We start from the raw sequence: 23,294 nt of genomic DNA, 5'->3' as shown, positions 1-23,294 counted from the left end.
CATTTCCCGATTCGGGAGTTTTACCGAATCATTACCACGTATCGCTCAACCGTTCGAGGATGGCCTTGCCCTGCCCACCACGCCTTCGCCCGAGGGACTCGTCGGAGCAGGACCGGCCCGACCCGATGCCCTCACCGCCCTGCACTACGGGCATCCCACGCACCGGCGGCGGCACCTCGGCCCCGACGGGCGCCGGAAGCCGCTTAACCTCGTAGGCATGACATCCCGCGCAGCGACCCGCCCCCTGGGCACGGTGACGCGCGGGACGACCAACCCCAACCGGCTGCGCCGCATGGACCGCTGGATCGCGGCCACGCACGGCGCCGAGCTGCGCCGCGCCGCCGACCCGGTGGCGGTCGACCTCGGGTACGGCGCGGCCCCCTGGACGGCCGTCGAGCTGCTGCAGCGCCTGCGCACGGCCGCTCCCCGCACGCGCGTGGTGGGCGTCGAGATCGAACCGGCCCGGGTCGCGGCGGCCCTGCCCTACGAGCGGCCGGGGCTCGCCTTCCGGCACGGCGGCTTCGAGATCCCGATCCCGCAGCGGCCCCTGCTCGTCCGTGCCGCCAACGTGCTGCGCCAGTACGAGGAGGGCGAGGTCGCGGCCGTGTGGCAGCGCCTGTGCGCACGGCTCGCACCGGCCGACCCGGCGGCCGGGTCGCGCGGCGGGCTGCTGGTCGAGGGAACCTGCGACGAGATCGGACGCCGGCACGTGTGGGTCGCGCTCGGCCCGGAGGGACCGCGCACGGTCACCTTCGCCACCCGGCTGGGCTCCCTGGAGCGCCCCTCCGACCTGGCGGAACGCCTGCCGAAGGCACTCATCCACCGCAACGTCCCGGGCGAGCCGGTGCACTCCTTCCTGCGCGACTTCGACCGCGCCTGGGCGGCCGCCGCCCCCTACGCCTCCTACGGCGCCCGGCAGCGCTGGATCCGCGCGGCAGGGGACCTGGCGGCCGACTGGCCGGTGGTGGACGGGCCCGCACGATGGCGACAGGGCGAAGTGACGGTGCACTGGGCGGCTTTGGCCCCGGGCGCCTGATTCCTCCCGTTCGGACAGGGGCCGTTGGAACGATCTCTTTGAGTCGTTCGTCACACAGACCGGGAGATCGCCTACCGGGGGGCATACCGGCGTGGGAGCTGCGGGAAGTACTACCCCTGTCGCTTTCCGGGCCGACATGGCAGCATCCCCAGGCGAGCCGTAAGTTACTGACGGTTAATCAGTTTGGGGGCGAGGTATGGGAACGGGCAAGCGTGGCCTGATCGCGACGGCGGTGGCCGTGGTCTGCGCGGTCACGGTGCTGGCGGCACCGGGCACGGCGTTCGCGAACCCCACCCCCTCCCCGACCCCGAGCGCGGCGCTCGCACCCGCCAAGGACCTCGAGGCCGTCCGCAAGAAGCTCGACAAGCTCTACCGCGCCGCCGGGCGCGCCACCGACGAGTACAACGCCGCCGACGAGAAGGCGGACAAGCAGTCCGCCGAGGTCGTCGCCCTGGCCAAGAAGATCGTCAAGGGCCAGGAGAAGCTCAGGAGACTCAAGGACCGCGCGGGCGCCGCGGCCGCCGCCCAGTACCGCGGGGGCGGACTGCCGCCCGAGGCCCACCTGGTGCTGAGCGACGACCCGCAGGACTTCCTCGACGGCGCGGGCCGGGTCCGCGAGGGCCACCACGCGACCAAGGGCCTCCTCGGCGAACTGACCCGCACCCAGGAGGACTTGGAGCAGTACGCCAAGGACGCCTCCGCGCAGCTGAAGAAGCTGGAGGCGGGCCGCAAGGCCAAGGCCGCCGCACAGAAGAAGATCGAGAAGCAGATCGAGCAGGCGGAGAAGCTCGAGTCCGAGTTGCAGAAGGAGGAGCAGGAGCGCCTCGCCGAGCTGGAGAAGGAAGCGGCGGACAAGGCGCAGACCGCCTGGCTCGACTCCGGCATCCTCGAAGAGATCGACGGCAAGGCCTCCGCGCAGGGCAAGAAGGCCGTGAAGTACGCCACGGCCCAGATCGGCAAGCCGTACCAGTGGGGCGCCGAGGGGCCGCGGACCTACGACTGCTCGGGGCTGACGTCACAGGCCTGGATGTCCGCCGGGCGCGGCATACCCCGCACCTCGCAGGAGCAGTGGAAGCGGCTGCGGCACATCGACATCCAGGACATGCGTCCCGGCGACCTCGTCATCTACTTCGGCGACGCCAGCCATGTCGCCATGTACATCGGCGACGGATCGATCGTGCACGCGCCGCGCCCCGGGCGGACGGTGACGATCGCGGGGGCCGGGACGATGCCCATCCTCGGGGTGGTACGGCCGGACGCGGGCGCCGACGCCGACTGAGCGCGGACGCACGCCGGCACCGACTCCGATGCCAGTGAGCGCGGACGCCGGGCCGGACCACGGCCCCGACGTGACCGAGCACGGGCCGGAGCGGGCACACCGGATAGCGGACGCCCTCGGTGACCTGGCCCACGTGACCCACCGCACGCCCCACCACAAGGGGTGCGTGCGCTGACGTGACGTTCGTCATCCCCGCAGCATCTCCGAGCTGTCCAACTGAGGTGCATATCGCGGCATATGACGCTGGCCGGTGGCGCAGCGGCGTGGCTCACACCATTCCAATGCGGCGCCGACACCCGCTATGGTCCCGCTCGGTGGGTCGAGGTCCCTCGCCCCACCGTGCCCTCGGGGGGAGGGAAGGAACCCAAGACGATGCCCGTACCCATACCGCGGCAGAGAGCGATCCCGGCCGCGGAGAGTGGTCAGGCGCAGGCCGCGTCCCCGCGCGGCGGCTCGGCCGAGGAGTCCGCGAAGGACGTCTCGCCCGCGACCCGCACGCCGGACACCGCCGGGAACACCACGGACAAGGTGGAGAACAACACCGCCCACACCAACCTGACGCTGCTGCTGATCGAGGACGACCCGGCCGGTTCGCCGATCGTGCCGGACATGCTCGACCAGGCAGGCAAGCCGATCCGCGTCCGCACGGCCCGCAACCTGACGGAGGCCGGCCGGCTGCTGACCGACGACGTCCACTGCATCCTGCTGGACCTGGCGCTGCCCGCGCCGGGCCACAGCGACTCGGCGGACGAGCTCGCCGTGCTCAAGCACGTGCTGGAGCTCGCGCCCCGGCACGCCGTCCTGGCGCTGACCGCGTCCGGTGACGCCGAGCGCGGCGCCGAGGCGGTGCGGGTGGGCGCCCAGGACTACCTCTTCCGCGACGAGCTGGACGGCAGGCTGCTGAGCCGCGCGATCCGCTACGCGGTGGAGCGCAAGCGGTCCGAGTCGGCGGAGCGCCGGCTCGCCGAGGGCCGGCTGCGCGCGCAGGAGAACCGCCGCCTGGAGCGCGGTCTGCTGCCGACGCCGCTGCTGGAGGGCTCGTCGCTGCGGTTCGCCGCCCGGTACCGCCCGGGCCGCTCGCGCGCGCTGCTCGGCGGCGACTTCTACGACGTGGTGCGCACGCCGGACGGCACGGTGCACGCCATGATCGGCGACGTCTGCGGGCACGGCCCGGACGAGGCCGCGCTCGGTGTGGAGCTGCGGATCGCGTGGCGGGCGCTGACCCTGGCGGGCCTGTGCGGCGACCAGCTGCTGGGCACCCTCCAGCAGGTGCTGGAGCACGAGCGGGCCGACGACGAGATCTTCGCGACCCTGTGCACGGTGGACATCGCGCCGGACGGCCGCCGGGCCGGGCTGTGCCTGGCGGGTCACCCGTCGCCGCTGCTGGCCCGCCCGGGCAAGCCGGCCCGCCTGCTGCCCTACGACAACAACGGCCCGGCCCTCGGGCTGCTGCCCGGCGCCCGCTGGCCGCGGATGCAGGTGGAGCTGGGCGCCGAGTGGAGCCTGATGCTCTACACCGACGGCCTGATCGAGGGCCACATCGGCCAGGGCCGGGAGCGGCTCGGTCAGGACGGCATGACGGAGATGATCCGCCGCCAGTTCGCCGAGGGCCTGCGGGGCGAGCAGCTGCTGCGGGCGGCGGTGAACGAGGTGCGTGACCTCAACGGCGGCGAGCTGACGGACGACGTGGCGGTGCTGCTGCTGGACCGGGTGCCGTAGCCCCGGGCTCTGCTGCTCCGGCCCTCGGCTCCGCTGTTCCCTGGGCCCTTACCTGTTGCAGGGGGCCTTACCCGTGGCGAAGGGCTTCAAGGGTTCCGAGGGCCCTTACCGGCCGCCGTTCCAGGGGCCGTAGGGGCCGTCGCTGCTGGAGCCGCGCCGGCTGCGGCCGCCGCCCGGGAGCGCCCGGATCGCGGGACGTACGTCGACCATGTACACGATCGTCGCGATGAGGCCGATGATCGGCAGGAACGACAGGATCGGGAAGAGCAGGTTCACCACGAAGGCGATCCCGAGGATGATCAGCCAGAAGGGCTTGGTCTTCTTGTCGGCCGCGCGGTAGGCGTCCTCCCGGCGCACGGCAGCGTCGAGCAGCGCGAAACCGCTGAAAACGATCAGGGCCATGCTCAGAAGCCACATAAACCCTGCGAAGCCCTGCATCAGCACAACGTCCACCACCTGACTCGGCTCGTCCTACGCGGTCACCGTACCCGTACAACGGGCCGGACACCCCCAGGGTGCCCGGCCCGTGTGGCCGCTCCGCCGTCCTACTTCGCGGGCGGGGTGGTCTTCTTGGCGGTGGCGGGCTTGCGCACCGGGGCCTTCTTGGCGGCCGGGGCCTTCTTCGCCTGGGCGGCGGCGGGCTTGGCCGGCTCCTCCGTGACCTCGACCGGCTGCGGCTTCGGCTTCGGCTCGACGGCCACGGCCAGCTCCTCGACGCCCTCGGCGACGTCCTCGATGCTGTCGGCGGCCTCGCCGCGCCAGGTCCGCACGGCCTGCTCGCCGTGCTCGGCGACCTTCTCGTAGGTCTCACGGGCCTTGACGGCGTACTCGGCGGCCACGCCGACGCCGCGCAGTGCGAAGTCCTGGGCGCTCTCGCCGATCTTCTTCAGGTCCGCGTCGATCGTGCTGCCGAGCTTCTTGATGTCGACGTCGATGGAGCCGATGAACTCCGTGACCTTGGTCTGGAGGGTCTCCTGCGTCTCCTTGACGCGGGCGGAGGCCTCCTTGGCCCGGGCGGACGCCTTCTCCTGGACGGCCTTGGTGTCGGTGTTGCGTACGGCCTCGAACCGCGCGGGGGCCTCGGAGCGCAGCTGCTCCACCAGGGCCGGCACCTTCTTGGCCTGCTGAAGGGCGAGGTCGGCGGTGCCTGCGGCGAAGTAGAGCGGCGTCGGGTCGCTGAAGGTCTTGCGCAGGTCGTCGGTGATGGCCATGGTGATGGTCCTCCCGGATTCTGTTTCGCTCGAGGGTTCGGCTGAGGGTTGTGTGATCCGCGGCGGGCGGCCCGTGCCCTGGTCCGGCTCAGCCGGCCGTCTGCTGCGGATCGGTGTCACTGCGGCCGCTGCCCTTGCGGGTGCGGCGGGTGGCGGTCGTACCGCCGTCGTTCGTGCTGTCGCTCTTGCCGGCGGTCTTACGGCTACGGCGCCGTGCGGGCTGACCGCCGTCGGCCGGGCCGGTCGGGGGTATCGCGGTGCCGGGAGCGTCCCCGTCGACGCTCACCGCACCGTCGGCCGTGACGACACCGACGACGCCCGCGCCGTCCGAGCCGTTCGCGTCGCCGCCGTCCCCGAATCCGTTCTCCTTGCGGAAGGACTCGTAGATCTGCAGCAGCACCTGCTTCTGCCGCTCGTTCAGCGTCGGGTCGGCGAGGATGACGGCACGCGTCTCCACCTCGTCCCGGTCTCGCTCGGCGTCGAGGATGCCGGCCCGGACGTACAGCGTCTCGGCGGAGATCCGCAGCGCCTTGGCGACCTGCTGCAGCACCTCCGCGCTCGGCTTGCGCAGCCCGCGCTCGATCTGGCTCAGATACGGATTGGACACCCCGGCGGCGTCGGCGAGCTGCCGCAACGACAGCTGCGCAGTGCGCCGCTGCTCGCGCAGATAGTCACCGAGATTGCCGACGTTGAGCGATGCCATGCCTCCACAGTGCAGCACCCCGCTAACTATTGCAAGCACCCGCTTGCAAAAGTGCGCCGCGCCACCCGGACGCCTCGAAGCGGGAGTGCGTCAGCGCGTCCGGGTCGGTGAGAACGGGGCTATGAGCGCGCGGGTTGGTTGGCGATCAGAAGAGTGCTGCCCGCAGGGCGAAAGCCCAGGCGCGCGTACATGCGAGCGACGGCGTCCTCCGCGTAGGCGAGGAAGACGGTGGTCACTCCGTGGTCACGCGCGTGACCGGCCAGGGCCGTCGTCACGGCGGCGGCGAGGCCCTGGCGGCGGGCGATGGGAAGGGTGCCTATGCCGCCGATCTCGGTGGTGGCGTTCGCCGGGTGGTAGTGGCCGGCGGCCAGTGGGGTGCCGTCCGGGGCGAAGGCGGCGATGAGCGTTTTGTGCCCGGCCCGGAGGGTGGGGCGGACCGTTGCCACCGTGCCGTCCCGCATGAGTTCCCCGGCCACCGCCGACAGCTCCTTGCGACCTGCCGGGCCCTCCTTGGCGAAGGCCAGGCGGGGAAGGGCGAGGACTGCGGCCAACGCGGGGTCATCGGCCGTCAGCACGCGCAGCGTCACTCCCTCCGGCAACGGCTGCGAGGGGAGTCGGTGGTGCGGATCCAGCACCATCAGCGGGCGTTCCGCCACGGGCAGGCCGACGGCCTCGACACAGGAGCGCAGCATCGGTGCCGCCTCGGCCAGCCACTCGAAAGCCTCCGGCACGCCGAGCTCGCGCTGCCGTGCCCGCACCCGGGCGATGTCGGCGGCGGTGACCGCCGACGCCCCCTCCGCGGTGGGCTGGGCGTGGCTGGGACCGCCGTAGTACGGGGCACCTGGCTTCCTCCGCACGAAAAGCCGTAAGGGACCGAACTCTTCGGCTTCGGAGAACAGCAACGGCACGGTGGAGTAGTACTGCTCGATACGAGCAGGCAGCGAGTCGCTCATGTGGCGCATCCCATCACGGAAGTGACGGCCGCTCTGCGGCACGGCTTCGAGCCACTGGGCGTACGCCGGGTAGCCGAGCGGGCTGTCCCCTGCGGCCTACTGCGGCTCGCCCGCCTCGACTGTGTCCTCGATCTCCGGCACGGGCACGCGCATCCCCCGGGACTCGGCGACCCGCAGCGCGTCGGTCAGGCACTCGGCGAGACGGACTCCGGCGAAACGGACCTCTGCGTACGGCGAGTTCGGGTCATCCAGCACCGTGCGGGCGAGACCGAGCACGTCGATGGCGGTGGCGAGCTGGACGGCTTCCAAGTCGTCGGCGAGACGGGAGAGGTAGCTGCCGTTGTCGTCGGTCACCACGGGATGGTCGCCGTACGCCCGCGTCGGGCTCAGGTGCTCGCCGTCGCCCACGTGGCCCGCCAGCATCAGCCGGCCCCCGGGCGCGAGGGTGCGGTGGAACTCGGCGAAGACGGTCGGCAGCCACTCCGGCGGGGTGTGGTGGGTGGAGAAGTACGCCAGGATGCCGCCGAGTTCGCCGCTGCCGATCTCCAGTGCGGTCATCGAGCCGACGGTGAAGCGGAGCTCCGGGTACGCCGCCCGGGCCAGTTCGACCATCGTCGGCGACATGTCCACGCCGAGGACCGGTACGCCCAGGGCGGCCAGGTGTGCCGTCACCTCGCCGGGACCGCAGCCCAGGTCGGCGACCGGCCCGAGAGGGGACGCGAGTTCGGCGAAGGCGGCCAGCATCGCGCGGGACACCGGGTCCAACTCGGCGGGCTCCGGGACGAGTCGGACGTAGGCGGCGGCGACGGTGTCGCAGTACTCGCGGATCGCGGTGAGGTGGGACGGCTCGGTCATGCCGCGAAGCCAGACGACGGCAGTGACACGCCCGTACTCCGACGTCGGTACGCCGGACTGCTCCCGCCGGGAGACGACCGCGCGGCCCCGGCCCGGCAGGGTGCCGGGCATGGACAGGGATACGGGACAGAAACCGCAGCCGGGCCCGCCCCGGAGGCTGGGCCGGTCCGCCCGCCGGGCCGCTCTCGTCGTGCACGTCACCGCCTCCGCCTGCTGGCTGGGGCTCTCGCTCGGGCTGCTCGCGCTCGGCACCACCGCGGCCTCCACCGGGTCCGCCGCGACCGTGGAGGCCTCCGTCCGGGCCATGAAGCTCTTCGCCGACTGGCTCCTGCTGCCTGTCGCGTTCCTCACGCTCCTCAGCGGCCTGCTGCTGTCGCTGGGCACGAAGTGGGGCCTGGCCAGGTACCGGTGGGTGTACACGAAGTTCTGGCTGACCCTCGCCACCACCACCGCCACGGTCCTCGCCCTGCGCCCCGGCGTGAACTCCGCGGTCACGGCCGTCGCCGCGGGCGGGCCGCTGCCGGACGCCGGTGACGTGCTGTTCGGGCCGGTCGTGTCGCTGTCCGCCTACGTCTTCATGACGGTGATCTCCGTCCTCAAGCCCTGGGGGAAGACCCGACGCGGCCACAGAAGGACACAGCCATTTGCCTAAAAGCTTTAGGTATGGGCACACTCTCTTCAGGCAGAAAGGAGAGCCCTCATGGCACGCGTGGGACTGACACCCGAGCGTCTGACCGAGGCCGGCGCCGAGCTCGCCGACGAGGTCGGCTTCGAGCAGGTCACCGTCTCGGCACTCGCCCGGCGGTTCGACGTCAAGGTCGCGAGCCTGTACTCGCACGTGCGGAACTCCCAGGACCTTAAGACGAGGATCGCCCTGCTCGCCCTCACCGAACTCGCCGACCGGGCCGCAGACGCCCTGGCCGGACGGGCCGGCAAGGACGCCCTGTCCGCCCTGGCGAACGTGTACCGCGACTACGCCCGGGAACACCCCGGCCGCTACGCCGCCGCCCAGCTGAGACTCGACCCGCAGACCGCGGCCGCGAGCGCCGGTGTCCGGCACGCGCAGATGACCAGGGCCCTGCTGCGCGGCTACGACCTGACGGAGCCGGACCAGACCCACGCGGTCCGGCTACTCGGCAGTGTCTTCCACGGCTACGTCAGCCTGGAGCTCGGCGGTGGTTTCAGCCACAGCGCCCCGGACACCGAGGAGACCTGGGCCCGGATCCTCGACGCCCTCGACACGCTGCTGCGGAACTGGCCCGCGGCCCCCACCGATCCCCGAGGCTGACACCCATGCACACCGAGCACGACTGGATCACCACGCCCCTCACGGCGGACCTCCTGCGCGGCGCCCTCGACGCGGAGCGCACCGAGCACGGCCTGCTCCCCCACCGTCTGCCCGCCCGGGCCCGCGCGCAGAACACCAACCCGCAGCTGGCGATGGCCGAGGCGCAGCCCTCCGGCGTACGGCTGGCGTTCCGCACCGCCGCGACCGTCGTCGAGCTGGACACGCTGCGCACCAAGCGCGACTACACCGGCTTCCCGTCGCGCCCGGACGGGCTGTACGACCTGCTCGTCGACGGCCGCCCGGCCGGCCAGGCCGCCGGGACCGACGGCAACGTCCTGACCGTCGACCTGGCCACCTGGGAGGGCGAGCTCACGTCCGGCCCGGTCGGCACGGTCCGCTTCACGGGCCTGCCCGCACGGGACAAGGACGTCGAGATCTGGCTGCCGCACAACGAGACCACCGAGCTGGTCGCCCTGCGCACGGACGCACCCGTGGCGCCCGCGCCGGACCGGGGACGCCGGGTGTGGCTGCACCACGGCAGCTCGATCAGCCACGGCTCCGACGCCGCGAGCCCCACGGCCATCTGGCCCGCGATCGCCGCGCTGCGGGGCGGTGTGGAGCTGGTCAACCTCGGCTTCGGTGGCAGCGCGATGCTCGACCCGTTCACCGCGCGCGCCATGCGGGACACCCCGGCCGACCTGATCAGCGTCAAGATGGGCATCAACATCGTCAACCAGGACGCGATGCGGCTGCGTGCGTTCGGTCCCGCCGTGCACGGCTTCCTCGACACGATCCGCGACGGGCACCCGGACACCCCGCTGCTGCTCGTCTCCCCCGTCCACTGCGCCATCCACGAGGACACACCTGGCCCCACCGCCCCGGACCGCGACGAGATCGGCAAGGGCCGCCTGGTCTTCGCCGCCATGGGCGACCCGGCGGAGACGCCCCTGGGCAAACTCACCCTCACCGTCATCCGCGAGGAACTGTCGCGCATCGTCGAACAGCGCGCCGCCGACGACCCCAACCTCCACTACCTGGACGGTCTCGACCTCTACGGCGAGAAGGACGCCGCCGCCCACCCCCTGCCCGACCACGTCCACCCGGACGCGGCCACCCACCGCCACATCGGCGACCGCTTCCACGAACTGGCCTTCACGAACGGAGGGCCCTTCGCCGCGGCGTAGCGACCGGCCGGCGGGGCAGGCCGGTCGGTCCTCGAAGCCCTGGTTCGCCAGGATCCCGTCGATGCGCGTGCGATGGGCCGGCTCCCAGGCGTCCAGGGTCTCGTCGGCCTCCTTGGCCGGCTTGGCCCGGGCCGCGGCCAGGACCTCCGCGCGGCGGGCCCCGGGGACCACCACCACGCCTTCCTCGTCGGCGACGACCGTGTCGCCCGCGTCGCCCGCGACCCCGCCGCAGCGCACCCGCTCGTTCAGCGGCCGGGCGGCCGACTTGGTGCCCGGGATGGGGATGACACCGCGTGCGAACACCGGGAAGCGCAGGTCCCGGACCTCACCGAGGTCGCGGATCAGCCCGTCGGCGACGAACGCGGCGATGCCCCGGCGCTGCGCAACGGCGCACACCCTGCCGCCGGCCAGGGCGTGGTCCAGGTCGCCGGACTGCACGACGACGACCGAGCCGGGGCCGGCCCGGTGGATCGCGGCGTGCAGCATCGTTGTCGCCGGGAGGGCAGTTGACGGTGAAGGCCGGTCCGGCCACCCGCGGGACGGGTCCCCACAGGGGCCGGATCCCGATGTCCATGACCTGCTCGCGGCCCAGCAGATCGGCCAGGGTGGTCGTGGGCAGGTCCGTGAACGCGTCGACGTCGGTCATGACACGGACCCCAACCACCCTCCCCTAGAAGGGCAGTGGCCTCCCCCGTACCACCTCGAGCCGGGAGACCGCCCTGGTCAGCACCACGTACAGCCGGTGCAGCCCCCGTGCCTCCGCCTCGGCGATCGCGGCCGGCTCGACGGCCACGACCTGGTCGTACTCCAGGCCCTTGACCACGCTCGCCGGCACCAGGGCGACCCGCGCGCCGAGTTCGTCGGGGCCCGCCGCCTCGATCCCGGCCGCGTCCAGTGCCGCCCGCAGCCGGGGAACGTCCGCGTCGGCCGCGACGACCCCCACCGAGCCCTCCCGGCCCAGCGCGTCCCGTACGGCCGCCACGACCGCCCCGGGCACGCCGTCCTCGGTCGTCTCGCGCAGCTTCAACTCGCCGTCCGAGCGCAGCGAACGGGCCGCCGGCACGTCCACGTCGAGGCGCTCCAGCAGCCGGTTGGCGAGCCCGACGACGGCCTGCGGCACCCGGAACCCCGTGGTCAGGGCGACCACGGCCGCGTCGGGTTTCCCCAGGTGTGCGAGAGCCGTGCGCCACGACCGGGCCGCCCACGGTGTCGTCCCCTGCGCCAGGTCACCGAGCACCGTCAGCGAACCGAAGCGGGCCCTGCGGGCGATCGCCCGGCATTCCATCGGGGACAGGTCCTGCGCCTCGTCGACGACGACGTGCCCGTACCCCTCCGGGTGCTCGATCAGCCCCGCCACTTCGTCGAGCAGCACGAGATCGGCGGCCGACCAGCGCGCCGACTTCCAGGACCTGGGCGGCCGCCGCCACAGCAGCGCCCGCTGCTCACCGGTGTCGAGGAGCCCCTCGGCGGCCGCCGCCAGCGCCTCCTCGTCGCCGAGCAGCCCGGCCACGACCTCCTCGGGCCGCACCCGCGGCCACACGGTGTCGACGTACGCCGACACCGGCCGTGCCCGCTCGATCCGCCGCACCCAGGCGTTCGGGGGCGGCCCGGCCCGCCGCTCGGCCTGCTCGCGCAGACACCGCACGATCCGCGCCCGCACCCGCTCCCGCCCGACCCCGTACGGCGGTTCCTCCTCCCGCACCCGTGCCACGATCTCCGCCAGCTCCCCCGCCGGGACCCGCCACCGGTACGACCCGTCCGGCACGGTGAGCGACGCGCCGCCGCCGTCGGCGCGCACCCGCGCGTACAGCGCCCGCCGCAGCACCTCGGCCATCCGGGCGTCGTGCTTCACGACCGCGGCCGGATCGTCGTCGGCGCCCCGGACCGGGCAGCGGGCGATCTCCTCGCCCAGGGTCGACTGCCGCACGCCGGTCTCGCCGAGGGCCGGCAGCACCTCGGCGATGTACGACAGGAAGGTGCGGTTGGGTCCGAGGATCAGCAGACCACCGCGCCGGATGCGCTGGGGGTGGGTGTAGAGCAGATAGGCCGCCCGGTGCAGCCCGACGGCGGTCTTGCCGGTGCCGGGCGCGCCCTGCACGCACACCGACACCGCCAGGTCCCCCCGTACGAGGTCGTCCTGTTCGGGCTGGATCGTCGCGGCGATGTCCCGCATGGGCCCGACCCGGGGCCGTTCGATCTCCCGGGCGACGATCTCGCTGTCGCGGGTCTCCCCCTGCTCCAGGTGCTCGTCCTCCAGGCCGGTGAGATCCCCCCGGTCGCCCCGGCTGCCGGGCGCCCACCCGAAGCGCCTGCGCACCGCCACGCCCTGCGGGTCACGGGCCGACGCCTGGTAGAAGGCGCGTGAGACGGGCGCACGCCAGTCGACGACGAGGGGCGGTTCGGCCGGGTGCTCCGAGATCCGCAGCCGTCCGATGTGCAACGGCCCGTCCCCGCTCTCCAGGGCTCCGAAGAACAGCGGCCCCTCGGGCAGTTCCCGCAGCGCCTTCGCCCGGCTGCGCAGCCGGTATCCGAGGACTTCGGCGTCGGCCCCGGATGCGGACACGTCCTCGCCGGTGACGACCTGTTCACCGGCGCCCTCCACCATCGCGGCGAGAGCGGTCCGGCAGCGCTCGTGGTGGGCGCGTTCCTGGTCGAGGGCGTGCTGGAGGGAGGGCTCGGTGGAGGTCATTCCCCCGAGCGTACGCGAAAATCTAACCGAGTTAAATAAATTACCGAGTCTCACCCAGGGGGCCGGGCCAGGGGCCGGAAGGCAGCACGGCGGCGAGCCGGCCGAAGGCCCGCTCCGCGGCCGCCACCGCGTCCGGCCGCACGTCGGCCGCCCGCTCCCCCGCGGCGATCCGCCGCCAGTTCTCCAGCGCCAGCACCCGCAGCACGGCCATGATCTGCCCGGCGGCCAGCCGCGCGTCCAGGTCACCTCCGAGCACCTCGGCGAGCGCCGCCTCCGAACGCTCCTGATGCGCGTGTGCCCGGGCCACCAGGGAGGGCGTCCCGTAGAGCAGGGTGTGGAAGGCCAGCACCTCGGGATGGTCGTTGAGCCCGGTCACCGGGTCTCCCCGCTCCAGCCCGTCCACGAAGTGCCGCCGCAGCGCGTCCACGGGCGCCGTCCCGGCCTCCGCCACCACCCGGGCCGCCTCCCCCTCGTGGTCGGCGATCCGGTACAGCACCAGATCCTCCTTGGCCGGGAAGTACCGGAACAGCGTCGGCTTCGAGATGTCGGCCGCCGCCGCGACCTCCGCGACGGACACCGCGTCGAACCCCTTCTCCAGGAAGAGCCGCACGGCGATGTCCGACACGGTCTCGTACATCCGCTGCTTCTTGCGCTCACGCAGGCCCGGCTTGGTCATACCGGGGAGCCTACGCAGCGGCGGGGTCAGGCCAGGGCGCGGGCGAGGTACGGGTTGGCCGTGGAGCGCACCGGAAGGCCGAGCGAACCCGTCGCGACGGCCAGCGTCACCGCGTAGGAGTCCACCGCCCGCCGGACGTTGGGCGCGTCCAGGCTCGCGCCCGTCACGATGCGGTCCAGGTCGACGTAGGCGGAGCGCACGATCTCCAGCCGGCGGTACACCCGCCAGTCCTTGCGCCAGTCGCGGGTGTACGCGGCGGGCAGCAGGCGCTCCCAGCGGCGGAACATGCGCTCCCTGATCTCCGGCCGGGTCGGCGTGAGGTGCATGTGCCGGACGAGGTCGTAGAGGGGGTCGCCGACGACGGCCATCTCCCAGTCGATGATGGTCAGCGCCAGATCGTCGTCACGGCGTACGAGGTTCCAGGGGTTCAGGTCGCCGTGCAGGAGCGCGGGCTCCCGGTCACTCACGCCGTGCCGGGAGAGGATCAGCTGCAACCGGTCCGGGTCGGGCAGCCCGAGGTGCCGCGCCAGCTGCCCGGACGCCTTCGGCAGGTCCCGTACCAGGGAGATCAGCTGTTCCCGCAGCCAGTCGTGGAACGCGCCCTGGCCGGCGAGCGGGTCGACCTGCTCGTACCTGACCTGCGTCAGGGCGCACAGCTGGTCCACCAGGCCGTCCGCCTCGTGCGGCAGCAGACCGTGGACCGGGTGGCTGGGGGGCCGGTCGACGTCCCGCGGCCCGCCGTAGGTGTGAAGGGCGATGGTGTCGCTCTGGTAGGTCTCGCCCAGGGCGAGCACCCGCGGCGCCGCCACCCGGGCGGACGACTCCTCGATCGCACGCAGCACGGCGTGCTCGCTGAGGAAGCCGCGCTCCCGGCGGCACACGTCGGGCAGCTTCCGCCGTACGACCACGGGCGAGCCGAAGCCCGGCACCGCCACCACGGTGTTCAGGTGCGCGGTGCCCTTGAACACCCGGCCCGCGGGCGCGGCCCCCTCCGCCAGCAGAGCCTCCCGGACCGCAGCGGAGGGGAAGTCGGAGCGCTCGGGCACCCGCCGGTCGGGCCGCCACTCGAACGCCTCCGCGATCCACGCCCGGCCGCTGATGTCCCCGTTCATCCGCGACACCAGCCACCGGAACAGGGCCCGCCGGATCTCGCCCTCCCGCGGCACACCGACGAGCCGCAGCGGTTCCGCCGCCGCCTCCAGGGCCCGGCGCACCTCGGCCGTCGCCTCGTCCAGGCTCGTCTGCGTGAACGATTCCTCCAGCGACCGGGCGGCCCTCATCACGTCCGGGAAGACGGACTGCGCCCGCTCGAACGCCAGATAGTGCCGCAGATCCCGCGCCAGACCGCTGACCGCGGCCGGACGGACCTGCTGCATGGCCTCGCCCCAGGCATCGACCACTTCGGCCCACTGGTGCGCCGGGTACCGCATCCGCACGAGGTGCGTCGCGAGGTCGTGCAGCGGGTCGCCGTAGGTGGCGAGCTCCCAGTCGACGCAGATCAGGGGCGGGTCGCTCGCGTACGACACGATCACGTTGTCGCGGTGCAGGTCGGCGTGGAGCAGGCTGTACGGCCGCCGGGCCATCGCGGGCACCCGCCCGGCCAGCCCGGCAAGCGCGTCCTCCGGGATGCCGAGCGCCGCGAACAGCCCACCGAAAGCAGCCCAGTTGGGCTGCCTGATCTGCCGGTCGGCCAAGTGGACCAGCGTCTGGAGGAAACCCTGGCTGTCCGTGTCGTTGCGGGGCCAGCCGGACGGCAGGGCGGGCAGCGCACCCCGCCGTACGTGTGCCATCTGGGCGAGCAGACCGGCCAGGGCCCGGATGAGCAGGGTGTCGACGGGCTTGCCGTTGGCGCAGACGCTGGACAGCGGTACGCCCTCCACAAAGCTGTGGACGGCGAAGTCCTCGCCCTTGACCAGACATTCCGGCGCGTGCGGCAGGACCCCCCGGACCGCGCCGAGGATCTCCGCCTCGTCCTCCCACGTCCGGATGACGACGGGCAGCGCGTCCGGACGCCGGATCCGGACCGTCACCGACGTCCCCGCCTCACGCCCGACCAGGCGGGCCATGCCCTCCGTGAGTGGAAGGACGTAGTTCCGGTTGTGGTGGCCGCTGGTCGCCACACCCAGCTCGGCGGCCCGTTGCACGAAGGCCCGGCAGGTGGCGTCGTGCGAGGCGCGCTCCCCGAGAAGAGGTCGGGAAGGAGAGGGTGCGCCCACGGGCCGCTCCGGAAGTACGAGAAGGGGGGACGGTCAGGCAAACGGTAGGTTCGCGGTCGGTGCCCCGCACGGCGGAGTGCGCCATCACGGGTGGTTTGCCACTCATCCGCATGAGCGTGCGCGAGCTTGTTCGATGGCGGCCGGTCGGCCCCTTCCCATACGAACGTGGACGAGCGTTTGACTCAATCGCTGCACGGTGCCGGAATGCTACACCCGGCCGCCCCCCGGCCCCCTCCTGTCGCCGTAGGGCCTTTTCCGCTACTCGGGCCCCTCGGACAACAGGTCCCACACGGAGCCGTACCACTTGCACATGGTGTCCACGAAGACGGTGCCGGCCGAGTCCGGATCGCCGTCCTGCACGTGGTGCGTCAGCGTGGCACCGAGGCCCAGGACGTCGAGGGCCCGCAACTGCTCCCCGCTGTCCAGGACCAGATCCCGCTCGACGATCTGGTAAAGGCCGTGCAGCACCTCGGCCCCGTTGATCACGTACAGCTTGAAGGTCGGCGTCAGGGGCGCGTGCCGGATGTGGAGCTCCACGGACGGAACCAGTGCCGCCGCCTTCAGGTCCCTCAGCACGTGGATCAGGGACTCGGTGCTCCGCCGGGTGATGGTCCGGAAGCGGTCCCTCAGGCGGGGGGCGTCGGCGGCGTCGAGGGCTCGTGGATAGGGCAGCTCCAGCGACTCCGACGGCAGGAGTATGCGCAGGACGATGCGCTCGGGCGCGATCTCGCCGGAGCGGATCCGCTCGGCCTGCAGCCGGATGTGGACATCCAGCGACTCGGACGTCAACGTGTAGACGTCCAGCGTGACTTCCTTCTGCTCGAACGCCGCGCTGATGAGCGGGCCGAGCCGTTGACTGCTCGTCGGCGAATGGATCCGCTGGGACTTGATCACCCGGGAGCCGCTCCCCTGACGGGATTCGATCCAGCGCTCGCTCTTCAGCTCCGCGAGGACCCGCTGCACGGTGTCCCGGGAGACGTTGAACTCATGGGCCAGCTCGCGCTGTGACGGCAGGCGCGAGTGCAGCGGGTAGCGGCCGCTGGCCAGCCGCGCCCGCAACTCGCCCGCGACGCGCTCGAATGATCTGCCGCCGCCTTCGCCGGTGTGCCCCTCACTCACACCGCGACCGTACCTCCTCCCCCAAGTGGTCAAACCGCCTTCGGTCAACTGGGGCAGTCAACTTGGTTGCTGGTTAAGGGATCAGCAGCCCAGGGCAGAACCACTTCGCGGCAACCAGTCCAATTTGACTGCAAGTTGATCGCTCATCGGGAAGTGGTTCCGGGGTGGTTCTGGGGGCGCCATGAAACTCGCACAACTGCTGTCCGCACTCTTCGGCTTGACCTTCGAGCGCGTGATCGAGACCCGCTACGGCCCGTCCGGCGTGCTCTGCCTGTTCCTCCTCGGAGCCGGCCTGCGCACCCGGAACCCGACCTGCCTGATCATCGCCACCGTCCTTCTGGGTCTGTTACTGGCCCGGTGCTAGTGCCGCGGGGCAGGCGGGACAGCACCCGCGATGTCCTGTCTCACTCGATCGAGTCGTTTTCTCAACGAACCGAGTCGTTCGGGCTTCTGTCTCGGCGAACCCAGTCACGGCTGAGTGTGCTGGCATTCGGAATGGCTGTACCGGCTGGCGTAGCTCGTGCACGGCTTGGTCGATTGGCTGGTCGCGCGGTGGGCGGCACTTCCGGGCTGGTACTGGCGCCTACGACCCGAACAGTGCCAGCACGTCGGCCATGAGTCGTGGTGGTAGCAGGATCGGTTGGTGCTGCTGGACTTCGATTCCTCGGGTTGGCGCGGCTTGTTTGCGCTGCCGGCCTGGTCTGCTCGACGGCTTCGCGGGGTCGTCCAGGCCGCGGCGTGACACCATCACGAAAATCTCAGGTGCGGTAGCGGGCCAGCTCCCAGGGGTCGTGCGCGGAGAAGATCTCGACCTGGTCACCATGGTCACGGACCAGTTCGCGCAGTCTGGCCTGAGTTCCGAGCCGCAGGTCGCGGTGCGCCTGTGCGTGCGTCTGGACGATGTCCAGCAGCGGGTGTGGTTCCTTCAATTCGCCGACTTCCCGGTGGTAGTAGTAGGCGTCGCCGCAGTGGAGGAGCCACCGATCGTCATTCAGCACGGCGACCCCGGTGTGGCCGACGGTGTGACCCCCGAGGGGGATGAGTTTGATCTCCGGTGGCAGTCCCTTCGGCTCCAACGCGGTGAAGCCGAACCACTGCTCGCCAAGCTCGTGATCGTAGGTGACCCATTCGGGCTCGTGTGCCCAGTGGGCCGGGCGGTAGCGGAAGCTGGGCGCCTCGGCGCGCGCCACGGCGAGTTCGGCGGCCATCACGTGGACCTGGGCGCCGGGGAAGTCGGGAAGGCCCCCGCTGTGGTCCACATCCAGGTGGGTCACGATGATATGGCGCACGTCGGATGGTGCATGGCCGAGCCTGACGACCTGCCGGATGGCCGTCTCCTCCTCGTCGAGCGCGGGCTGTGCCATCTCGACCCACTCGGTGCCGAGCGTGCCGCCCGGATCCCGGACGTTGCCGAGGCCCAGTCCGGTCTCGACCAGGACCAAGCCGTCGGCGTCGGTCTCGACCAGCAGGCAGTGATTCACGGCAGGTGTGGGCTGTGGGCCGTCGTAGGTGGCTTCGATCGTCCGGACCGATCCGCAGTTCAAGTGATGGATCTTCATGGCGACTAGGCTGCAACTTAAACTGCGGTTCAAGTCAAGGGACTTCGATGGATGAAGCGATGCTGGACATAGCCGAGGTCGCACGGCGCTCCGGTCTGACGCCCTCAGCCCTGCGGTTCTACGAGAAGAAGGGCTTGATCGCCCCCGCGGGCCGCAACGGCCTTCGCCGCACCTACCATCCGGACGTGCTGGAACGCCTGGGGCTGATCACATGCGCGCGCAGCGCCGGATTTTCGGTTGCTGAGATTGGCCGGTTCCTCGTGGCGCGGCCGTCCGACGCGGACCTGCGCGTCCGCATGGCCGCCAAGGCCCGCGACCTGGACGAGCAGATCGGCCAGCTCAAGCGGCTCCGCGACAGCCTCCGGCACGCCGCGGTCTGCGACTACGAGCTGATCGTTGACTGTCCCGGCTTCAAGCAGGCCGTCGGCAATGTGTCCGCACCGGCACCTGGCCCAGGCGGCTCCTTCTAGTCATGATCGCCGAGCAGCGGAGGAGTCGGCACCACGTCCGGCTTTGCGGTCAGACGTCTGACTCGACACCTGCGTGGCACAGGTGCCGGGTCCTGGCGGGGCGTCACAGCCGACCGGTCTGCCTTCAAGGAACCGAGTCCATGTGTCTCACCCGATCCAGTCCCCCCCAGGTCAGTGCTATGTGAACGACTGACTTCGTTGAGACAGCACCCGCGAGGTGTGATCCGGGCCGCCGTGCCCGCGCCCTGTCGGCTCACCGCCCCCTGGCCATCGCCGCGCCATTGGATAGACGCGACGACTCGTCTAGTCTCTAGATTAGACGCAACGGTAAGTCTCGGCATGCGCCGCGCCTTTCCGCACTCAACCGCTCACGAGAGGCCACTTCAGTGGGGAACTCGACCGTCCGCGCCGCCGACCGGACCGGCGCTCCAGAGAGGGCACGCGGCGGCGGCCTCGCCGTGTTCGGCGTGGCCTTCGCCTTCTGGATCACCATGGCGGGCACCACCGCGCCCACCCCGCTCTACCCGCTGTACGGCGAGGAGTTCGGCTTCACACCGTTCACCGTGACCGTCGTCTTCGCCGTCTACGCGCTCGGCGTCGTCCTCGGGCTGCTGGTCTTCGGCCGGCTCTCGGACCAGGTGGGACGCCGTCCCGTCCTGGTCGCGGCCACCCTGCTGTCCGTGATCGCCGCGGTGGTGTTCCTGCTGGCCCACAGCGTCGCCGCGATGCTCGTCGCCCGCGTCGTGTCCGGCTTCTCCGCGGCCCTGGTGACCGGCGCCGCCACCGCCTCCCTCACCGAGCGGCTCGGGCAGCACAGCCGCATCAAGCCCGCCACCCTCGCGTTATTCGCGAACATGGGCGGCCTCGCCTGCGGCACGCTGATCGCGGGGATCCTGGCGGACCTCGCGCCCTCCCCGCTGCGCACCCCCTGGGTCGTCATGCTCATCCTCGCCACCATCGGCACGCTCGGTGTCCTCGTGAACGGGGAGAGCTCCGCCCACCGTTCCGGTTTCTCGCTGCAGGTCCAGCCGCTGCACGTCCCCGCCGAGATCCGCTCGGACTTCCTGCGCTCCGCGATGGCGGCGGGCGCGGGCTTCGCCGTGCTCGGCGTCCTGACCGCCGTGACGGGCCTGTTCCTGGGGACGGTGCTGCACGAGTCCAGCCACGCCCTCACCGGACTCGTGGTCTTCATCGCCTTCGCCTGCACCGCCCTCGGCCAGCTCCTCGTCCGCACCCTCAAGCCCGCCACCGCCCTGCCCGCCTCGTGCCTGGGCCTGATCGCCGCGGCCGGTCTGATCGCCGCCGCGATGGCCACCCGCACCCTGGCTCCTCTGCTCGTCGGCGCCGCCGTCAACGGACTGGCGACGGGCATCGCCGTCGGTCACGGCATCGGCGGCATCACCACGCGCAGCGCCCCCCAGCACCGGGGCGCCTCGGTCTCCACCTTCTTCGCCATCCTGTACTCGATGCTGGCGGTGCCCGCGATCGGTGTGGGCGTCCTGATCCGCGAGACCAGCCTGCGCCCGGCCGGCGAGACGTTCAGCGCGGTGGTCGCCGCGCTCTCCCTCGGCGTCCTGCTCAGCCTGGTGCGGACCGGCCGGAAGGCCGCCTGAGCGGGCCTGCCGTGAACCGTTTCATGGCGGAGTCGCTGTGCCAGAATCACAGCGACGGACACGATGCGAAGGGTTGACGGAACCATCAGCGCCACGCGGAAACCACCACCGGCCTGCGAGAAGACCACGGTCGTCAGCCGAACCGGCCCACGCCGCAGCGAGAGCGTCCGGCTCGCGGTGCTGCACGCCGCGGACGACCTCCTGGTCGAGCGGGGGTTCGCCGCCCTGACCATCGAGGGCATCGCCCAGCGCGCGGGGGTGGCCAAGCAGACGATCTACCGCTGGTGGAAGTCGAAGGTCGACATCCTCCTCGACACCCTCACGGACGACGCCCGCGAGGCCCTGGAGTGGCGCGCGGACGAAAGTCGCGGCGTCGAGGAGACCCTCACCTCCCACCTGCAGCGAGTGGCCGACTTCTTCGAGGAGCCCGCCGGCCAGGTGCTGCTGGCCCTCCTGGGCCACGCCCATCTGGACAGCGAGACGGCCGCGTCGCTGCGGGCCGGGTTCCTGAAGGAGCAGCGGGAGCGCGACATTGCAGGCCTGCGAGATCTCCTCGCCCGCGACCAGGACCTGGCCCTCGACGACCGCGCCCTCGACCACCTCGTGGATCTGCTGCTCGGTCCGCTGTACCACCGGGTCCTGGTCTCCGGTTCCCCCATCGACAAGGAACTGGTGGAGACGACGTCCCGTCTCGTCCTCGCGCTCGCCCGCGAGCCGTCGCCCCGGAACCCCTGACCTCGGACCGACCTGCGGCAGTGGCCCCCCGACGCGTGTCGTCGGGGGGCCACTCGCACGCGGCGATCAGTCCGCGCACCGTGGCCGAGTCCACGGCGACGACGATCCGGTCGGCTGTGCCGACAGCGTCGCAGTGCTGCTGGCCGTGGGCCAGGAGCCGGTCCCCGGTGCCGTCTGCCGGCCAGCGGCGCAAGCGCGACCCCACACCGGAATCAGCGGCCGCACACCAGCCAGCCGCGTCACCAGCCTCTCCGGGCGGCACACCTAGGACCGGCGCAGGCGCAGCAGGCGCAGCAGCGGCTCCAGGGAGTCCAGGACCACGTCGGCCCCGGCGGCCTTCAGGAGCTTGGCCTTCCTTCCGTTGCGCGCGTACCCCAGGAAGGGCACCCCGGCCCCCTCGGCCGCCTCGCGGTCGGACGGCGTGTCACCGATCATCAGGGCATCGCCCGGCGCCACCCCCATCGCGTTCAGCGCCCGGTTCAGACAGTGCGGATGCGGCTTCAGGTGGTGCAGTTCCCGGGTCCGGCCGTAGATGTGCGGGGCGAAGCAGTCGGCGAGGCCGCGCCCCGCGAGGTACTTGCGGACCACCCGGGGCGAGTTGTTCGTGGTGATGGCCAGGCGCGAGCCCACGGCGGCCCAGGTGCGGATCAGCGGGTCGGCGTACGCGGTCGGCCAGGCCGAGGACGCGGCGCGCAGCTCCTCCTGGGTGAGACGTTCCTCCAGCTCGGCGACGAGGTCGCTGCCGGGGTGGCGGCGGTCCACGGCGCGCAGCACCACGTGCGGGTCGAGGGACTCCCGCTCGGTCTCGGTGAGCAGGCCGTGCAGGCCCCGGCTCTCCAGCCAGGAGACCAGGTCGCTCGCCACCTGCTCCGCCGAATGCCCGGCGAACAGGCGGCAGATGGGCCCGTCGAAGTCCCAGAGCACGACGCGCGCGCGTCCGGTCAGATCGCGGAGTTCGTACGGATCGTTCTCGGTCTCGATTGTCACCGCACCAGTCTGCGCCGTATCAGGAGTCACTAGGAGAGTGTCAGGTCGGTCGTGATGGTTTCCCAGAGGGCGTCGAACCACTTCTGGGATTCCTCCACGAACGCCGCGTCCCGCCGGCCGGCCCGCCGGGCGAAGGAGAACAGCAGGGACTTCGAGCCCAGGACGTCGTACATGTCCAGCGTCCGGCTCCCCCACTCCTCCTCGCGCCTGGTCAGCATGTAGTAGCCCATCAGGGCCTCTTCCGCGTTGAGGAGGTACAGCTTCACCGGCGGGGTGAACGGCAGTGCCCGGAAGCGGACCCGGACGTCCATGCCGTGGGTGGAGCGCAGCGCGAGCAGGTTGTGCTGCAGGACCTGGCCCTGGGCGTTGCGCATGGCCAGCCAGCGCTGGTGGACGGAGTCGTCCTCGCCGTGGGAATCGACCGGAACGGGGAAGGCGAGTTCGATGTCGCGGGACGGGACCAGGATGCGGACGTCGATCGACTCGGGGCGGATGCGGCCCTCGTGGATCAGGCGCAGCGGCTCGCCGAGGGCGACCATCAGCGTCTCGGCGGTGTGGCAGACGACGTCGGCACGCACGGCTCGCGCCGAGAACGCCTCCACCAGGCGCGGGGCCAGGCCCACCATGGTCGGCTGGGGCTCGCCCCGGGCGGGGGCCGGGGCCGCGATGCGCGGGGGGCTGCCCTTGCTGACGTTGGTGAGGAGACCGTCCTCCTGGAGGACCCGGAGGGCCTGGCGGACCGTGCCGCGCTCGACACCGAACTGCTCCGCGAGTTCCGCCTGGGTGGGCAGGCGGTCTCCCGGCTTGAGCTCACCGGCTCGGATGCGTTCCCGCAGGCTGTCGGCGATCTCCTGGGGCGATGACCTCTTGCTGCCGTTGACTGCCACGTTCTCCGCCACACTCTCCTGGGTCACGACCAAACGCTACAACTCTGATTTATCTGGCGGGAGTTGTTTGAAAGTTGTTTATGACTAGGGGCCAAGTGGGGACAACTTAATCAGA

Annotated in this window: 23 protein-coding genes and 2 pseudogenes; 11 read left to right on the top strand and 14 right to left on the bottom strand. The window is 71.7% G+C overall.

Annotated features, from left to right (window positions below; genetic code table 11):
• Positions 1-217: 217 nt before the first annotated feature.
• The 4 genes from AB0937_RS10140 to AB0937_RS10125 all read left to right on the top strand — a co-directional run bounded on the left by AB0937_RS10140 (position 218) and on the right by AB0937_RS10125 (position 4,034).
• Positions 218-1,036, top strand: coding sequence for a class I SAM-dependent methyltransferase (locus AB0937_RS10140; RefSeq protein ID WP_366710779.1), 819 nt, complete (start codon positions 218-220; stop codon positions 1,034-1,036).
• A 196-nt stretch (positions 1,037-1,232) separates the two neighbouring features.
• Positions 1,233-2,315, top strand: a complete 1,083-nt coding sequence (locus tag AB0937_RS10135) for an NlpC/P60 family protein (RefSeq protein WP_366710777.1) — start codon at positions 1,233-1,235, stop codon at positions 2,313-2,315.
• Positions 2,316-2,349: 34 nt separating this feature from the next.
• A complete protein-coding gene (locus tag AB0937_RS10130) occupies positions 2,350-2,490 on the top strand; it encodes a hypothetical protein (RefSeq protein ID WP_366710775.1) in 141 nt (46 codons plus the stop codon).
• A 197-nt stretch (positions 2,491-2,687) separates the two neighbouring features.
• Positions 2,688-4,034: a SpoIIE family protein phosphatase gene (locus AB0937_RS10125; RefSeq protein ID WP_366710774.1), complete on the top strand. Its 1,347-nt coding sequence runs from the start codon at positions 2,688-2,690 to the stop codon at positions 4,032-4,034.
• A gap of 105 nt (positions 4,035-4,139) precedes the next feature.
• On the opposite strand, the gene AB0937_RS10120 is transcribed toward AB0937_RS10125, so the two are convergent.
• From AB0937_RS10120 to AB0937_RS10100, 5 genes are all read right to left on the bottom strand, one after another.
• Positions 4,140-4,472, bottom strand: a complete 333-nt coding sequence (locus AB0937_RS10120; protein ID WP_351636152.1) for a DUF2516 family protein — start codon at positions 4,470-4,472, stop codon at positions 4,140-4,142.
• Positions 4,473-4,579: 107 nt separating this feature from the next.
• The gene (locus AB0937_RS10115) at positions 4,580-5,245 is read right to left on the bottom strand and encodes a hypothetical protein (protein ID WP_366710772.1); all 666 of its coding nucleotides are present in this window, start codon (positions 5,243-5,245) and stop codon (positions 4,580-4,582) included.
• Between the two features lie 88 nt (positions 5,246-5,333).
• Complete coding sequence (locus AB0937_RS10110) at positions 5,334-5,948, bottom strand: helix-turn-helix transcriptional regulator (RefSeq protein WP_366710771.1); 615 nt, start codon at positions 5,946-5,948, stop codon at positions 5,334-5,336.
• Positions 5,949-6,067: 119 nt separating this feature from the next.
• A complete protein-coding gene (locus AB0937_RS10105; RefSeq protein ID WP_366710770.1) occupies positions 6,068-6,901 on the bottom strand; it encodes a GNAT family N-acetyltransferase in 834 nt (277 codons plus the stop codon).
• A 96-nt stretch (positions 6,902-6,997) separates the two neighbouring features.
• On the bottom strand, positions 6,998-7,756 hold the full coding sequence (locus AB0937_RS10100; RefSeq protein ID WP_366711091.1) for a class I SAM-dependent methyltransferase: 759 nt from the start codon (positions 7,754-7,756) through the stop codon (positions 6,998-7,000).
• Positions 7,757-7,865: 109 nt separating this feature from the next.
• Between AB0937_RS10100 and AB0937_RS10095 the strand changes: the two genes are divergently transcribed.
• From AB0937_RS10095 to AB0937_RS10085, 3 genes are read left to right on the top strand one after another with little or no spacing between them, the layout of a single operon-like run.
• Positions 7,866-8,408 carry a DUF2269 domain-containing protein gene (locus AB0937_RS10095; protein ID WP_366710769.1) on the top strand — a complete coding sequence of 181 codons (543 nt, stop codon included), beginning with the start codon at positions 7,866-7,868 and terminating at the stop codon, positions 8,406-8,408.
• Between the two features lie 48 nt (positions 8,409-8,456).
• Positions 8,457-9,044 carry a WHG domain-containing protein gene (locus AB0937_RS10090; RefSeq protein WP_366710768.1) on the top strand — a complete coding sequence of 196 codons (588 nt, stop codon included), beginning with the start codon at positions 8,457-8,459 and terminating at the stop codon, positions 9,042-9,044.
• Between the two features lie 5 nt (positions 9,045-9,049).
• Entirely contained in the window at positions 9,050-10,228 is a 1,179-nt protein-coding gene (locus AB0937_RS10085) for a GDSL-type esterase/lipase family protein (RefSeq protein ID WP_366710767.1), read from the top strand.
• A 30-nt stretch (positions 10,229-10,258) separates the two neighbouring features.
• On the opposite strand, the pseudogene AB0937_RS10080 reads toward AB0937_RS10085, so the two are convergent.
• The 5 genes and pseudogenes from AB0937_RS10080 to AB0937_RS10060 all read right to left on the bottom strand — a co-directional run.
• Positions 10,259-10,874, bottom strand: a pseudogene (locus tag AB0937_RS10080) (RraA family protein); the annotation flags it as partial.
• 24 nt (positions 10,875-10,898) lie between these two features.
• Positions 10,899-12,917, bottom strand: a complete 2,019-nt coding sequence (locus tag AB0937_RS10075; RefSeq protein WP_366710766.1) for an AAA family ATPase — start codon at positions 12,915-12,917, stop codon at positions 10,899-10,901.
• Positions 12,918-12,957: 40 nt separating this feature from the next.
• The gene (locus AB0937_RS10070; RefSeq protein ID WP_366710764.1) at positions 12,958-13,593 is read right to left on the bottom strand and encodes a TetR family transcriptional regulator; all 636 of its coding nucleotides are present in this window, start codon (positions 13,591-13,593) and stop codon (positions 12,958-12,960) included.
• Positions 13,594-13,619: 26 nt separating this feature from the next.
• Positions 13,620-15,737, bottom strand: coding sequence for an aminoglycoside phosphotransferase family protein (locus tag AB0937_RS10065; protein ID WP_366711089.1), 2,118 nt, complete (start codon positions 15,735-15,737; stop codon positions 13,620-13,622).
• A gap of 330 nt (positions 15,738-16,067) precedes the next feature.
• Complete coding sequence (locus AB0937_RS10060; RefSeq protein WP_366710763.1) at positions 16,068-16,928, bottom strand: GntR family transcriptional regulator; 861 nt, start codon at positions 16,926-16,928, stop codon at positions 16,068-16,070.
• Positions 16,929-17,109: 181 nt separating this feature from the next.
• Here AB0937_RS10060 and AB0937_RS10055 point away from each other — a divergent pair, with 181 nt between their 5' ends.
• Entirely contained in the window at positions 17,110-17,292 is a 183-nt protein-coding gene (locus AB0937_RS10055) for a hypothetical protein (protein ID WP_366710762.1), read from the top strand.
• A gap of 394 nt (positions 17,293-17,686) precedes the next feature.
• Here the strand turns inward: AB0937_RS10055 and AB0937_RS10050 are convergent, their stop codons facing one another.
• The gene (locus AB0937_RS10050; RefSeq protein ID WP_366710761.1) at positions 17,687-18,487 is read right to left on the bottom strand and encodes an MBL fold metallo-hydrolase; all 801 of its coding nucleotides are present in this window, start codon (positions 18,485-18,487) and stop codon (positions 17,687-17,689) included.
• 47 nt (positions 18,488-18,534) lie between these two features.
• Between AB0937_RS10050 and AB0937_RS10045 the strand changes: the two genes are divergently transcribed.
• The 3 genes from AB0937_RS10045 (at position 18,535) to AB0937_RS10035 (ending at position 21,305) form a co-directional block, all read left to right on the top strand.
• Positions 18,535-18,957 (top strand): MerR family transcriptional regulator, encoded by a 423-nt coding sequence (locus tag AB0937_RS10045; RefSeq protein ID WP_366710760.1) that lies wholly within the window; start codon positions 18,535-18,537, stop codon positions 18,955-18,957.
• A 386-nt stretch (positions 18,958-19,343) separates the two neighbouring features.
• Positions 19,344-20,570, top strand: a complete 1,227-nt coding sequence (locus AB0937_RS10040; protein ID WP_366710759.1) for an MFS transporter — start codon at positions 19,344-19,346, stop codon at positions 20,568-20,570.
• Between the two features lie 63 nt (positions 20,571-20,633).
• Positions 20,634-21,305, top strand: a complete 672-nt coding sequence (locus tag AB0937_RS10035; RefSeq protein ID WP_366710758.1) for a TetR/AcrR family transcriptional regulator — start codon at positions 20,634-20,636, stop codon at positions 21,303-21,305.
• Here the strand turns inward: AB0937_RS10035 and AB0937_RS10030 are convergent.
• The 3 genes and pseudogenes from AB0937_RS10030 to AB0937_RS10020 all read right to left on the bottom strand — a co-directional run.
• Positions 21,280-21,501: pseudogene (locus AB0937_RS10030) on the bottom strand (hypothetical protein); the annotation flags it as partial. The gene AB0937_RS10035 and the pseudogene AB0937_RS10030 sit on opposite strands and share 26 nt — an antisense overlap.
• Before the next feature lie 68 nt (positions 21,502-21,569).
• Positions 21,570-22,292, bottom strand: a complete 723-nt coding sequence (locus AB0937_RS10025) for an HAD-IA family hydrolase (protein ID WP_366710757.1) — start codon at positions 22,290-22,292, stop codon at positions 21,570-21,572.
• Positions 22,293-22,321: 29 nt separating this feature from the next.
• Positions 22,322-23,212, bottom strand: a complete 891-nt coding sequence (locus AB0937_RS10020; RefSeq protein ID WP_366710756.1) for a winged helix-turn-helix domain-containing protein — start codon at positions 23,210-23,212, stop codon at positions 22,322-22,324.
• Positions 23,213-23,294: the final 82 nt, after the last annotated feature.

This window comes from Streptomyces sp. NPDC047880, assembly GCF_040706515.1.
Taxonomy (GTDB): Bacteria; Actinomycetota; Actinomycetes; order Streptomycetales; family Streptomycetaceae; genus Streptomyces.
The sequence above is the reverse complement of the archived record's forward strand: the minus strand, read 5'-3'. Positions and strand labels throughout refer to the sequence as shown.